The organism is Micromonospora sp. NPDC049048, assembly GCF_043197615.1.
In the GTDB taxonomy this organism is placed as follows: Bacteria; Actinomycetota; Actinomycetes; order Mycobacteriales; family Micromonosporaceae; genus Micromonospora.
The window spans coordinates 498,900-512,667 of record NZ_JBICTM010000003.1; the positions used below are offsets into that span (position 1 = coordinate 498,900).

Annotated in this window: 9 protein-coding genes and 1 pseudogene; all 10 read left to right on the plus strand. The window is 74.3% G+C overall.

Annotated elements, in window-relative coordinates:
* Positions 1-166: 166 nt before the first annotated feature.
* The 10 genes and pseudogenes from rsmH (at position 167) to ACGFIG_RS12925 (ending at position 13,593) form a co-directional block, all read left to right on the plus strand.
* Positions 167-1,280: pseudogene (rsmH, locus tag ACGFIG_RS12880) on the plus strand (16S rRNA (cytosine(1402)-N(4))-methyltransferase RsmH).
* Complete coding sequence (locus ACGFIG_RS12885) at positions 1,270-1,875, plus strand: septum formation initiator family protein (RefSeq protein ID WP_393002209.1); 606 nt, start codon at positions 1,270-1,272, stop codon at positions 1,873-1,875. The pseudogene rsmH and the gene ACGFIG_RS12885 overlap by 11 nt, the downstream one beginning before the upstream one ends.
* A gap of 5 nt (positions 1,876-1,880) precedes the next feature.
* Entirely contained in the window at positions 1,881-4,094 is a 2,214-nt protein-coding gene (locus ACGFIG_RS12890) for a peptidoglycan D,D-transpeptidase FtsI family protein (RefSeq protein WP_393002211.1), read from the plus strand.
* A 52-nt stretch (positions 4,095-4,146) separates the two neighbouring features.
* Entirely contained in the window at positions 4,147-5,709 is a 1,563-nt protein-coding gene (locus tag ACGFIG_RS12895; protein WP_393002213.1) for a UDP-N-acetylmuramoyl-L-alanyl-D-glutamate--2,6-diaminopimelate ligase, read from the plus strand.
* A complete protein-coding gene (gene murF, locus ACGFIG_RS12900; protein ID WP_393002215.1) occupies positions 5,706-7,130 on the plus strand; it encodes a UDP-N-acetylmuramoyl-tripeptide--D-alanyl-D-alanine ligase in 1,425 nt (474 codons plus the stop codon). Before ACGFIG_RS12895 ends, murF begins: the two co-directional genes overlap by 4 nt.
* Entirely contained in the window at positions 7,127-8,254 is a 1,128-nt protein-coding gene (gene mraY / locus ACGFIG_RS12905; RefSeq protein ID WP_393002217.1) for a phospho-N-acetylmuramoyl-pentapeptide-transferase, read from the plus strand. The genes murF and mraY overlap by 4 nt, the downstream gene beginning before the upstream one ends.
* A gap of 306 nt (positions 8,255-8,560) precedes the next feature.
* Positions 8,561-9,970 (plus strand): FtsW/RodA/SpoVE family cell cycle protein, encoded by a 1,410-nt coding sequence (locus tag ACGFIG_RS12910; protein ID WP_393002911.1) that lies wholly within the window; start codon positions 8,561-8,563, stop codon positions 9,968-9,970.
* The gene (gene murG / locus ACGFIG_RS12915; protein ID WP_393002219.1) at positions 9,970-11,076 is read left to right on the plus strand and encodes an undecaprenyldiphospho-muramoylpentapeptide beta-N-acetylglucosaminyltransferase; all 1,107 of its coding nucleotides are present in this window, start codon (positions 9,970-9,972) and stop codon (positions 11,074-11,076) included. Before ACGFIG_RS12910 ends, murG begins: the two co-directional genes overlap by 1 nt.
* Positions 11,077-11,227: 151 nt before the next feature.
* Positions 11,228-12,781, plus strand: a complete 1,554-nt coding sequence (gene murC, locus ACGFIG_RS12920; RefSeq protein ID WP_393002221.1) for a UDP-N-acetylmuramate--L-alanine ligase — start codon at positions 11,228-11,230, stop codon at positions 12,779-12,781.
* On the plus strand, positions 12,778-13,593 hold the full coding sequence (locus ACGFIG_RS12925; RefSeq protein ID WP_393002223.1) for a cell division protein FtsQ/DivIB: 816 nt from the start codon (positions 12,778-12,780) through the stop codon (positions 13,591-13,593). Before murC ends, ACGFIG_RS12925 begins: the two co-directional genes overlap by 4 nt.
* Positions 13,594-13,768: the final 175 nt, after the last annotated feature.

The window sequence follows — 13,768 nt, forward strand, 5'->3', positions numbered from 1 at the left end:
CTTTCGAGTTCCTGGCACCCCTTCCCCGGTGCCAGGCGCACGATCCGATCGGAGGGCCGCGGCCTCCGACGGGCGGGAGCGGATGGGGATCTGGCGGTACGACGGCACGGCGTCGTCCGACGACGGACGCATGAAGGACGAAGGTTTCACACCAGTGGGGGTCGACATGGGGGAGCTACGCGGCACGCACGTGCCGGTGCTACTCGAGCGGTGTCTCGAGTTGCTGGCCCCCGCGCTGGGCCGAGGCGGCCGGACGGTCCACGTCGACGCGACACTGGGGCTGGCCGGGCATGCCGAGGCGGTGCTCGAGGCGCATCCGGAGACGGTGCTGATCGGGCTCGACCGGGACACCGAGGCACTCGCCCACGCACGCGTCCGGTTGGCCCGCTTCACCGACCGGGTCCACCTGGAGCACGCCGTCTACGACGAGCTGCCCGAGGTGCTCGACCGGCTGGGCTATCCGGGGATCGACGGGATTCTGTTCGACCTGGGGGTCTCCTCCCTGCAACTCGACGCGCCCGACCGCGGGTTCGCCTACGCGCAGGACGCCCCGCTGGACATGCGGATGGACCAGACCCGGGGGGTGACCGCCGAGGAGGTGGTCAACACCTACGCCCACCCGGACCTGGCCCGCGTGCTGCGGGTCTACGGCGAGGAGAAGTTCGCGGGCCGGATCGCCTCGGCGATCATCCGCGAGCGCGAGCGGGCCCGGATCACCTCGTCGGCTCGGCTGGCCGAACTGGTCAGGGAGTCCATTCCGGCACCTGCCCGACGAACCGGTGGACACCCGGCCAAGAGAACGTTTCAGGCTTTACGGATCGAGGTAAACAAGGAGCTGGCAGCGCTGGAGACGGCGCTGCCGGCCGCGCTCGACAAGCTCAACGTGGGCGGCCGCATGGTGGTCCTGTCCTACCACTCGCTGGAGGACCGGCTCACCAAGGCGGCGCTCAGTGACCGGGTCCGCAGCAAGGGCCCGGTCGACCTCCCGGTCGAACTGCCCGGGTCCGGTCCGACGTTCCGGCTGCTCAGCCGGGGCGCCGAACTGCCCGGGGAGGCGGAGGTCGCCGCGAACCCGCGAGCCGCCTCGGTGCGGTTGCGGGCCGCGGAGCGACTCGACCCGGACGCGGCACAGCAGGGGCGTACCGACCGCGAACGGTACCGCCGGCGGGTGAAGGCGATGCACCAGCCAGGGGCGGGATCCGGCGGATCCGACACGGATCCGGCGGACCCCGGGGGACGGGACAGGGACGGACGAAGAGGGGGAGGGACATGACGATTGACAAGCGCGACCGCCGGGACGTGACCGGCGGCGGGCAGCGCGCACCGCGGTCGGGGGGCCGGACCACGGCGGAGCGGGCCACGCGCATCGGGACCGGCGCGCCGCGGGCGGACCGTGCGACCCGGCAGGGGGAGACTCGCGCCCGGGGGGCGCGCGAGTTCCCGACGCAGGGCAGCGCCGCGCTGCGGCCGGCCGAGCGGGAAGGCGCCCGTGCGGCGCGTCCGCCCCGGCTGCGGGTGGCGCCGCCGCCGCCCGTGAAGGTGCCGCGGGCGCCCTTCGCCGCGCTGGTGGTGGTGCTCGTGGTCGGCGGGGTGCTCGGCATCCTGCTGGTCAACACGAAGATCAACGAGAACGCCTTCCGGCTGGAGAAGCTCCAGGAGCAGCAGGCCAAGCTCGACGTGGAGCAGCAGCAGCTGAACAAGCAGATCGCCGACGCGTCGGCCCCGGGCAACCTGGAGGCACAGGCGCGCAGGCTCGGTCTGGTGGAGGCCGGCGAGCCGGCCTACATCCGGCTGCCCGACGGCAAGGTGATCGGCGTACCGCAGCCGGCCGAGGGCCGGCCCTCGATCACCAGCCAGCAGGGCACGGGAGGCTGACGACAGTGCCGCCCAGATCGGAGGAACCGCGCCGGGACGCCACAGGCTCCCGGCGCGGTTCGTCACGTAACGCGGGCGGCCGGGGCACCGAGCCGCGCTCCGGCGAGCCGGGGGTCGGTGGCATCTCCGACGCCCGGGCGTACACCCCGCGCGGGCGCACGGTGCGCGAGCAGCGCGCCGGGGGTCGCGCCGAGCGCGACGTCGACGCCGGCCCCGCCGAGCAGCGCCGCACGCCGCGCAGCACCCGCTCCGGCGACCCGTTCCGTCCCGCGCTGCAGGTGCTCGACGGCGGGCGCACCGGCGCCGGCCGGGCGGGCAGGCGGGAGGCGGCCGGCCGCTCCGGCGTCGTGCGCACCGTCACGCCGCGGACGCCCCGCCGCGAGGAGGAACCGCCGCCGCCGCGCCGCCGCACCACCCCGCGTCCCGCGCGCCGGCCGGACCGCCCGGCCGCCCGGCGGCCGTCGCGCAAGCCGCCGAAGCCGCCCCGGCTGGCCGATCCCCGGCGCCGGCTGCGGCTGGGCACCGTGCTCACCCTGACCCTCTTCGCCGTCATCGGCATCCGGCTGGTCGTCCTCCAGACCGTGGAGACCCCGGCGTACGCGGGCGGCGGCGTCGCCGACCGGCTGCGTACCGTCACCCTGCCGGCGGCGCGCGGCGCCATCTACGACCGGTTCGGGGCTCCGCTGGCGCACAGCGTCGAGGCCCGCTACGTCTACGCCGACCCCACCCAGATCGAGGATCTGCTGGGCACCGCCCGGGCGCTCTCCCCGCTGCTCGGCATCCCCGCCTCCGAGCTGGCCGAGAAGATGAAGCCCCGCAAGCGGGACAACGGCAAGGACTCGCAGTTCGAGTACCTGGCCCGGGGGGTGGACATCGACCGCGCCCGGCAGATCACGGCGCTGGAGCGGCCCGGCATCTACACCCACCGCGACGAGCGGCGCGAGGTGCCCGGCGGCGACCTCGCGGCCAATCTGCTCGGCTTCACCAGCCAGGACATGCTCGGGCTGGAGGGGCTGGAGGCCCGCTACGACGACGTGCTGCGCGGTACGGACGGCAAGCGGGTCTACGAGGTCGGCCTCGGCGACCTGGCCGCCCCGATCCCCGGCGGCTACAGCGAGACGACGAAGGCCAAGCCGGGCAGCTCGCTCCAGCTCACCATCGACCGCGACCTGCAGTTCATGACGCAGCGGATGCTCAGCCGGCACATGGCGCGGAGCAAGGGCAGCACCGGCGCGGCCGTGGTGATCGAGATCCCCTCCGGCGAGGTGCTGGCGCAGGCCAGCCACCCCACCTACAACGCGGCCAAGCCGGTACCGAGCGAGCCGACCGACCGGGAGGACGCGGCCACCAGTTTCGTGGTCGATCCCGGCTCGGTACACAAGGCGATCACGTTCGGCGCCGCGCTCCAGGAGCGGGTGATCACCCCCGACACGACGCTGCCGATCGCCAACGCGATCAAGAAGGGCGACACCTGGTTCGCCGACACCCACCGGGCCGACGGGCGGCGGATGAGCCTGCCCGGCATGATGGCGTACTCGTCGAACGTCGGCACCATCCAGATCGCCGACAAGCTCGGCCCGGAACGCCTGATCGACTACCAGAAGCGCTTCGGACTCGGGGAGCCGACGCGGGTGGGCATGCCCGGCGAGGCCGCCGGGCGCCTGCTGCCGGCCGACGAGTGGAGCGGGTCGTCGGCCGGGTCGGTGCCGATCGGGCACAGCGTCGACGCCACGCCGCTGCAGATGGCGGCCGTCTACGCCACGATCGCCAACAACGGCACGTACGTGCAGCCGCGCCTGGTCAGGGAGGTGATCGGGCCGGACGGGAAGCGTACGCCGACCGAGGCCCCGGTGACCCGGTCGGTGCTCAGCCCGGAGAACGCCGCCGCGCTGCGGCACATCCTGGAGGCGGTCACCACCGTCGAGGGCGCCACCGGCAGGGCCGCGGCGATCCCCGAGTGGCGGGTCGCCGGCAAGACCGGCACCGGGTGGCGGCTGGTCGACGGGCGCAAGCAGCCCGGCGAGGTGGCCTCGTTCATCGGCATGGCCCCGGCCGAGAACCCGCGCTACGTGATCGCGGTCTTCGCGCACACCCCCTCCGGCGGGGGCGGGGACATCGCGGCCCCCGCGTTCCGGGACATGATGCAGTTCACCCTGCGTCACTACGGGGTGCCGCCGAGTGGGGAGAAGGCCCCGAAGTTCACGGTCTATCCGCGCTGAGCGGCCGCGCCGCGACATCATCGGTGAGTGCCGACGAACCACCGGGGCGGCTGTGCGGCCGGAACCGGACGACCGGGTAGGGTCTGACGCCGTGCCCGGCAATCCTCGTCCCCGTACCGTGATCGGTGTCCGGCTCGGCGACCTCGCCGCCCGGCTCGCCGTCGAGCCCCCGGAGGGCGCCGCCGAGCGGGTGGTGACCGGGGTGACCCACGCCAGCCAGGAGGTCCGGCCCGGCGACCTGTACGCCGCCCTGCCGGGCGCGAACCGGCACGGGGCGGAGTTCGTCGCCGGTGCGGCGGCCGCGGGCGCGGTGGCGGCGCTGACCGACCCGGCGGGCGCCGCGGCGGTGGCCGAGGCGGGCCTGCCGGCGCTGGTGGTGCCCGACCCGCGCGCGGTGCTGGGCGACCTCGCCGCGGCCGTCTACGGCGACCCGACCGAGCACCTGACGGTGATCGGGGTGACCGGCACGGCCGGCAAGACCTCGACGGCCTACCTGGTCGAGTCGGGGCTGCGCGCCGCCGGGCACACGACCGGCCTGATCGGCACCGTCGAGACCCGCCTCGGCGACCTGGCGATCGACAGCGTGCGCACCACGCCCGAGGCCACCGACCTGCACGCCATGCTGGCTGCCGCCCGGGAGCGCGGCGTCACGGCCGTGGTCATGGAGGTCTCCAGCCACGCCCTGGCGATGGGCCGGGTCGGCGGGGTCCGCTTCACGGTCGGCGGCTACACGAACTTCGGCTCCGACCACCTGGACTTCCACGCCGACTCGGCGGACTACTTCGCCGCGAAGGCGCAGCTGTTCGACGGGCGCTGCGCGGTGGAGGTGCTCAACCACGACGACCCGGCGCTGAAGCCGCTGTACGGGCCGGCGACGCTCACCTACTCGGCGGCCGGCGACCCGACCGCCACCTGGTGGGCCGACGAGGTCGGCGGCGAGGGCTACGCGCAGCGGTTCACGGCGCACGGCCCCGACGGGCTGGTCGTGGCGGCCGGGGTGGCGCTGCCGGGGCGGCACAACGTGGCCAACGCCCTGCTGGCGATCGCCGCGCTGGTCGCCGCCGGCGTGGACCCGCGCACCGCCGCCGCCGGGGTCGCCGCCTGCGGCGGGGTACCCGGCCGGCTGGAGCTGGTGAGCGCCCCCGGCCCGGTCCGGGGCGTGGTGGACTACGCGCACAAGGCGGACGCGATCGTCGCCGCGCTGGCGGCGCTGCGCGAGTACGGCGCCGGCCGGTTGATCTGCGTGATCGGTGCCGGCGGGGACCGGGACCGGGGCAAGCGGCCGGTGATGGGCGCCGCCGCGGCGGAGGGAGCCGACGTGGTGCTGGTGACCGACGACAACCCGCGTACGGAGGACCCGGCGGCGATCCGCGCCGAGGTGCTCGCCGGTGCCCGGAGCGCCGGCACGACGGCCCGGATCGAGGAGGTGGCCGACCGCCGGGCGGCGATCGACGCGGCGGTCCGGCTGGCTGAGCCGGGCGACGTGGTCGCGGTGCTCGGCAAGGGCCACGAACGCGGGCAGGAGATCGGCGGCGAGGTGCTCCCGTTCGACGACCGCACCGAGCTGGCCGACGCGCTGCGCGTACGCTTCGCCGACCCGGCGGGTCAGCGGTGATCCCGCTCAGCCTGGCCGAGGTCGCGTCGGCGGTCGAGGGGCGGCTGGCCGGCGCCGACCCGCAGGCACAGGTCACCGGTCCGGTGGAGTTCGACTCGCGCAAGGTGTGCCCGGGCGCGCTCTTCGTCGCCTTCCCCGGCGAGAAGGTGGACGGGCACGACTACGCCGCCGGCGCGGTGGCCGCCGGGGCCGTGGCCGTGCTCGGCACCCGGGAGGTGCCCGGCGTGCCGATGGTGCTGGTCGACGACGCGCTGGCCGCGATGGGACGGCTGGCCCGCGCGGTGGTCGACCGGCTGCCCGGGCTTACCGTCGTCGGGCTGACCGGCTCGTCGGGCAAGACCACCACCAAGGACCTCATCGCCCAGCTGACCGCGCGGCTCGGCCCGACCGTCGCGCCGCCCGGCTCGTTCAACAACGAGCTGGGGCACCCGTACACGGCGTTGCAGGCCGGGCCGGAGACCCGCTACCTGGTGATGGAGAAGGGCGCCCGCGGGGTGGGGCACGTGCGCTACCTCTGCGACGTGGTGCCGCCCCGGATCTCCGTGGTGCTCAACGTCGGGGTGGCGCACATCGGCGAGTTCGGCTCGGTGGAGACGATCGCGCTGGCCAAGGGCGAGCTGGTCGAGGCGCTGCCCGCCGACGGGCTGGCCGTGCTCAACGCCGACGACCCGCTGGTGGACGCGATGGCCGCGCGTACGGTCGCCCGGGTCGTCCGCTACGGCGAGGCGGCGCACGCCGACGTGCGGGCCGAGGACGTGACGCTGGACGAGCGCGGGCGGCCCGCGTACACCCTCGTCACGCCGGAGGGGACCGCGCCGGTGCGGCTCGGGCTGACCGGCCGGCACCAGGTGTCCAACTCCCTCGCCGCCGCCGCGGTGGCCCGTGAGCTGGGCATGCCGCTGGCCGAGCTGGCCACCGCCCTGGGCGCGCTGGGGCTGGTCTCCACCCGCCGGATGGACGTCTTCGAGCGCGTCGACGGGGTGACCGTGATCGACGACTCGTACAACGCCAATCCCGCCTCGATGGCGGTCGCGCTGCGCGCGCTGACCGGCATCGGGCGGGAGCGGCGCACCGTCGCGGTGCTCGGCTACATGGCCGAGCTCGGTCCGTTCGAACGCGACGGGCACGCCGAGGTCGGCCGGCTCGCGGCCGAACTGGGCGTCGACCGGCTGCTCGTGGTGGGCGAGCCGGCCGCGCCGATCCACGAAGGCGCGACATCGGTAGGGGACTGGGGAGGAGAGTCGGTGCTGCTCACCGATCAGGCGGCGGCCGTCGAGGTGCTGCGGAGCGAGTTACGACCGGGCGACGTCGTCCTGGTGAAGGGCTCCCGGTACCGCACCTGGGAGGTGGCCGACGCGCTGCGCGCGGACGCCGCCGGCAGCGGGACCAACCCGCCGGGGACGGGGGGCGGCGCCGCATGAGGGCGGTCATCGTCGCCATCGGGGTGGCCTTCCTGGTGTCGCTGCTCTGCACCCCGATCGCGATCAAGGTGTTCGCCCGGCTGAAGGCCGGCCAGCCGATCCGATCGAACCTCGGGCTCGCCAGCAACGAGGGCAAGAAGGGCACGCCGACGATGGGCGGCGTGGTGTTCATCCTTGCCACGGTCATCGCGTACGTGGCCGGCCACCTGGCGCTGACGACCCTGCCGGACGCGCAGATCGCCCAGGTCGAGCCGACCATCACCGCGCTGGTGCTGCTGGGACTGATGGTCTTCTCCGGCGCCGTCGGCTTCATCGACGACTTCCTCAAGGTGCGCAAGCGGCACAGCGGCGGGCTCAACAAGCGCGGCAAGCTGCTCGGTCAGATCCTGGTCGGCGCGGTCTTCGGCGTCGTGGCGCTCTACTTCCCGAGCACCATGACCGACGCCTCGGGGGCCGAGACCAACACCGAGACCGTGGGCAGCACGACGCTCAGCTTCATCCGGGACATCCCGGCGCTGGACGTCACCAAGATCGGCGCGGTGATCATCTTCATCTTCGTGGTGATGGCCGCGACCAACGGCGTCAACCTCACCGACGGCCTCGACGGCCTGGCCACCGGCGCCTCGGTGATGGTCCTCGCCGCGTACGCGCTGATCGCCTTCTGGCAGTACCGGCACTGGTGCGCCGACCCGAACTACACCCAGGACTACTGCTACGCGGTGCGGGACCCGCTGGAGATCGCGCTGATCGCCGGCGCGGCTGCCGGGGCCTGCGTCGGCTTCCTGTGGTGGAACACCTCGCCGGCGCGGATCTTCATGGGTGACACGGGCGCGCTGGGCCTCGGCGGCCTGATCGCCGGCATGGCGATGTCCACCCGGACGATCCTGCTGCTGCCGATCATCGGTGGCCTCTTCGTGATCATCACCATGTCCGTGGTGATCCAGATCATCTCGTTCCGTACCACCGGCAAGCGGGTGTTCCGGATGTCGCCGTTGCAGCACCACTTCGAACTCGCCGGGTGGAGCGAGGTCAACATCGTGGTCCGCTTCTGGATCATCGCCGGCATCGGCGTGGCCATCGCGCTGGGCCTGTTCTACAGCGAGTTCCTCGCCAACATGGCCTGATCCGTCGGCAACCGCCGCCGTGGGGCCCGGGCACGGTCCGCCCGGGCCCCACGGCGCGTCCGATCCCGGGACCGTCCCCGGGGCGCGACGCAAGCCCGACACGCCGACCGGCCGGTTGCGCCGGTGGCGACCCCGGGAAACCGCCATGATGGTCGGGTGGGGGAGGGAAGAGGCATCGAGGTCACGGCAGAGGGGACACCCGGGCGGTCGCCGGGAGGCAGGCGTACGCGCGACGCGCCGGCCGCGACCCGGGGGTCGGACGCCCCGGGGCCCCAGGTGCCGCACGGGCTGGACGCCGCCGGCGGGCTGGCCGCGCTGCGCGGGTTGCTGGACCGGCCACTGGCCTCCTACTACCTGCTGCTGTCCAGCGCCGGGCTGCTGCTGCTGATCGGCCTCACCATGGTCTTCTCGGCCACCAGCGTCCGGGACTACGCGGCGAACGGCAATGCCTCCACGTCCCTGGTCAAGCAGGCGATCTTCGCCGTGATCGGCATCGTCGCGTTCTGGGCCTGCCAGCGGCTGCCCGCGACGACCTACCGGTCCCTGGGCCGCCCGATGCTGTTCACCGCCATCGGCCTGCTGCTGGTGCTCAACCTGCTGCTCGCGTACGCCCGGCTGACCGACAGCCCCGCCCGCATCGGGCCCGTCGAGGCCCGGCTGCTCTGGCTCTTCGTCGGCGGCATCCAGCTGCAACCCTCCGAGCTGGCCAAGTTCGCCCTGGTGCTCTGGGGCGCCCACGTGATCGCCCGCAAGGGCGCCGCGCTGGGCTGGTGGCGCGAGCTGGCCACCCCCCTCTTCCCGGTGGTGGGCCTGCTCTTCGTCCTCGTCGGCTACAACGACCTGGGCACCATGCTCTGCCTGCTCGCCCTGGTGGTGGGCCTGCTCTGGGCGGCCGGCGTACGCAAGCGGGTCTTCGCCGCGCTCTCGGCGGCGGGCCTGCTCGGCATCGGCCTGCTGGTCGCGGTGGCCTCGCTCGGCGCCGGCTCCGGCGAGACGGGCGAGAAGAACTACCGGCTGGCCCGGCTGACCGCCTTCATCAACCCGCCGCCGCCGGACGAGTGCAAGCTGGCCGACTGCTACCAGATCGCCCAGGCGCGCTACGCCATCGAGAACGGCGGGTGGTTCGGCGTCGGCCTGGGCAAGAGCATCGCCAAGTGGCAGTGGCTGCCGGCGGCGGAGAACGACTTCATCTTCGCCGTGGTCGCCGAGGAGCTGGGCGTCGTCGGGTGCGTGGTGGTGGTGGTGCTCTTCGCCGTGCTGGCGTACACCGGGCTGCGGATCGCCCGAAGGGTCGAGGACCCGTTCCGCCGGCTCGCGGCCGCGGCGGCGACCGCCTGGCTGGTCGGCCAGGCCGTGATCAACATCGGCGGGGTGGTCGGCCTGCTGCCGCTCACCGGTGTGCCGCTGCCGTTCATCTCCGACGGCGGCAGCGCCCTGGTCGTGACCCTCGCCGCGATCGGGATGCTCGCCTCCTTCGCCCGCGCCGAACCCGACGCCGCCAGAGCGCTGCATGCCCGTCCGCCGGCCCGATGGGTCCGACTACTCTGGGCCCCGTTGCCGCCGCTTCCCGGGCGACGCCGCCGCCCGGCGGCGCCCCCGGCTGCCCGAGGGTCCGTACCCCGGTCGCGGGAGCGGCGAGAAGACGAACAGGCCGCACCGCGCGGTGTCCGGCTGGCCCGGACCCGCCGCGGGTCGGCGGACGAGAGGAGACGTTGATGGGTCCGCTGCGTTCGGTGGTGCTCGCGGGAGGTGGCACCGGGGGGCACATCTACCCGCTGCTCGCCTTCGCCGACTGCCTGCGCCGACACGACCCCGGCGTCCGGATCACCTGCCTGGGCACACCCAAGGGGCTGGAGAACGAGCTGATCCCGCCGCAGGGCTACGATCTGCGGCAGATCCCGGCCTACCAGCTGCCCCGGTCGGTGAACATGAACCTGGTCAAGACCCCCGGGCGGATGTGGACCGCGGCGCGCGCCGCGGGCAAGGTCATCGACGAGGTGCGCGCCGACGTGGTGGTCGGCTTCGGCGGGTACGTCTCCGTGCCGGCCTACCTCGCCGCCTGGCGGCGCGAGCTGCCGATCGTCATCCACGAGGTCAACGTGCCGCCGGGGGTGGCCAACCGGCTGGGGATGCGGTTCACCGACCACGTCGCGGTCGGCTTCCCGCACCAGCCCGCCCAGGCCGAGTCCCTGCGCGGCGCCCGGGTGGTGGGCGTGCCGCTGCGCCGGGGCATCGCCGGGCTGGACCGGTTCGCCATGCGCAACGCGGCCCGGGCGCACTTCGGGCTCCGTCCGGACCTGCCGGTGCTCTTCGTCGCCGGCGGCTCGCAGGGCGCCCGCTCGATCAACCTCGCCGTCGCCGGGGCGGCCAAGGAACTCGCCCGCAACGGCGTGCAGGTGCTGCACGTGATCGGCGCCCGCAACGAGCCGGTGCCGATCCCCACCGACCTGCCGGTGCCGTACGTGACGCTGCCCTACCTGTCCGAGATGGAGGCCGGCTACGCCGCGGCGGACCTGATGCTCGGCCGGGGCGGGGCGATGACCTGCGCGGAGGTGGCCGCGATCGGGCTGCCCACCATCTACGTGCCGTACCCGCACAGCAACCAGGAGCAGAAGCGCAACGCGCTGCCCGTCGTGGAGGCCGGCGGCGGGCTGCTCGTCGACGACGCCGAGCTGACCCCGGACTGGGTCGAGCGGACCGTCATCCCGCTGATCCGCGACCCGCACCGGCTGCACGCGATGGGCGCCGCCGCTGCCGGCTACGGCCGCCGGGACGGCGACGAGGCGCTGCTCAACTTCGTCTACGAGGCGGTGGCCCGGTGAGCGCGAGGAGTGCAGCGCAGCGGAGCCCCGCAGTCGCGAACGAAAGGCGGGCACCGGTGAGCGCGAGGAGTGCAGCGCAGCGGAGCCCCGCAGTCGCGAACGAAAGGCTGGCATCCGTGAGTGTGGCCGCCGCGACGGGAAGGTACCCGGCATGAATACCGCACAGTTCACCCCGGCCGGCACGCTGACCGCCGAGGACCTGGGCACGATCCACCTGATCGGGGTCGGCGGGGTCGGCATGAGCGGGTTGGCCCGGCTCTTCCTGACCCGGGGCATCCGGGTCTCCGGCAGCGAACTGCGGGAGTGGCCCTCGCTGGCCGGCATGCGCGCTCTCGGCGGCACGATCCACATGAGTCACGAGGCGTCCAACCTCGACGGCGTCGACACGGTCGTCTACTCCTCGGCGATCCCGCAGGACCACCTGGAGATGGTGGAGGCGCGCCGGCGCGGGCTGCGCGTACTGCACCGCTCCGAGGCGCTGGCCGCCGCGATGACGGGCCGCCGGACGGTGGCGGTCGCGGGCACCCACGGCAAGACCACCACCACCTCGATGGTCACCATGGTGCTCCAGCAGGCCGGGCAGGATCCGTCCTTCGTGATCGGTGGGGAGATCTCCGAGGTCGGCTCGGGCGCACACCACGGCACGGGCGAGCACTTCGTGGTCGAGGCGGACGAGAGCGACCGTTCCTTCCTGATCTACCGCCCGTACGTCTCGATCATCACCAACATCGAGGCCGACCACCTGAACACCTACGGCGACCTCGCCACGCTGGAGGCGACCTTCGCCGAGTTCGCCCGGCTCACCGACCCGGACGGCTTCATCATCACCTGCGCCGACGACCCGGGCGGCCGGCGGCTGGCGGAGACGCTGCGCGCGGAGGGCCGCCGGGTGCACACCTACGGCGAGGCGGCCGACGCCGACCTGCGGCTGACCGACATGGCCTCGTCGGCCCGGGGGGTGCGCTACATCGCCAGCATCGACGGGCGGTCGCTCGGCGAGTTCCGGCTGCCGGTGCCCGGGCGGCACATGGGGCTCAACAGCGCCTCGGCCGTGCTGACGGCGTACCTGCTGGGGCTGTCGCTGGAGGCGGCGGAGGGCGCGCTCGCGGCGTTCCCCGGCGTACGGCGGCGCTTCGAGCGCAAGGGCGCGGCGGACGACGTGCTGGTCTACGACGAGTACGCCTACCACCCGACCTCGATGACGCTGGCGTTGCAGACGCTGCGCGAGGTGGCCGGGGACGGCCGGCTGATCGTCGTCTTCCAGCCCTACCGGCTCTACCGCACCCGGGAGCTCCAGGCGGAGATCGCCGAAGCACTGGCCATCGCCGACGAGCTGGTGCTGCTGGAGGTCTTCGGCCCGGGCGAGCTGCGTGAGCCGGGGGAGGGGTCGGCGGCCCTGATCGAGGCGGTGGCGTTGCCGGCGGAGCGAAAGGTCTTCGTGGACTCGTGGGAGGACGCGCCGGTGGAGGTGGCCCGGCGGGCCCGCCCCGGCGACGTCGTGGTGACCATGGGCGCCCCGCCGATCTCCCTGATGGGCGACCAACTGTTGGCAGCGCTGTCCGCGCGTACCGCCGATCCGGCGGCGCCGGCGGGCACGACGCCCGGTGGCGACGCGGGCGGGAGCACGACCATCGGCGGCACCGTCCCCGGCGTCGGCGGGGCCGGCGGCGCGGTCCCGGACGGCGCGGCGCCCGCGGCCGGATGAGTTCCGGCCCGGCGCGGGGGCGCACCACTGGCGCGGACGGCGGGGGCCGGCGCGCCTCGGTGCGTCGGTGGCAGCTGGTCCGGGCAGGCAGCGACGCGGTGCCCGCCTCGACCCGCCGGTTCATGGCCCGGGCCCGGCAGCGTCGGATGCGCGCGGCGCTGCCGTGGGCGGTCACCGCGGGCGTGCTCGCGCTCGCCGGGATGCTCGCCTGGACCGTGCTCGGCACCGGCCTGTTCGGGGTGCGCGAGGTTCGTGTCGAGGGCGCCGAGCTGGTCACGACGGTGCAGGTCCGCGACGCGGCCGCGGTGCCCGACGGGGCCCCGCTGGCCCGGGTGGACCTGGCCGCCACCGCGCGGCGGGTCGGCGGGCTGCCGGCGGTGGAGCGGGCGGTGGTGACCCGGGACTGGCCGGACGCGCTGGTGGTACGGGTGACGGAGCGCACACCGGTGGCGGTGGTGCCGCGCGGGCAGCAGTTCGCGGTGATCGACCGCGCGGGCGTGGTCTTCCGCAACGCGCCACGACCGCCGGACGGCCTGCCGGTGGTCCGGCTCGCCGAGCCGGGGCCGGACGACGGGCCGACCCGGGCGGCGCTGGAGGTGCTCGGCGCGCTCACCCCGCAGCTGCGCGCCGAGCTGGTGGACGTGACCGTCGAGGGGCTGGCCCGGATCACGCTGCGGCTGCGCGGTGGCCGGGTGGTGGTCTGGGGGGACGCGACCCGGGGCGCCGACAAGGCCCGGGTGGCCAGCGCGCTGCTCGACCGCAAGGCCGACACCATCGACGTCAGCGCGCCGGACGTGGTTACGCTGCGGTGACCGGCCGCTCAACCGCGACGTGACCCGCCCCGCTCCGGGGGCGACACGCCGAGCGGGTCCTTGGCTCATCGCGTGAGGGCGCTTACGTTGCCCCGAAGGGGATCAGTGGTTGACATAACTGTAAGCCTCTAGTAGAGGGTGAGGGTTTGACCCTGATCCGCGCTGGAGACAGCTC

Excerpts from the sequence above, each read along its gene's own strand:
- mraY (WP_393002217.1), top strand. The coding sequence starts at position 7,127 with ATGAGGGCGGTCATCGTCGCCATCGGGGTGGCCTTCCTGGTGTCGCTG.
- murG (WP_393002219.1), top strand. The coding sequence starts at position 9,970 with ATGGGTCCGCTGCGTTCGGTGGTGCTCGCGGGAGGTGGCACCGGGGGG.
- ACGFIG_RS12885 (WP_393002209.1), top strand. The coding sequence starts at position 1,270 with ATGACGATTGACAAGCGCGACCGCCGGGACGTGACCGGCGGCGGGCAG.
- murC (WP_393002221.1), top strand. The coding sequence starts at position 11,228 with ATGAATACCGCACAGTTCACCCCGGCCGGCACGCTGACCGCCGAGGAC.
- ACGFIG_RS12925 (WP_393002223.1), top strand. The coding sequence starts at position 12,778 with ATGAGTTCCGGCCCGGCGCGGGGGCGCACCACTGGCGCGGACGGCGGG.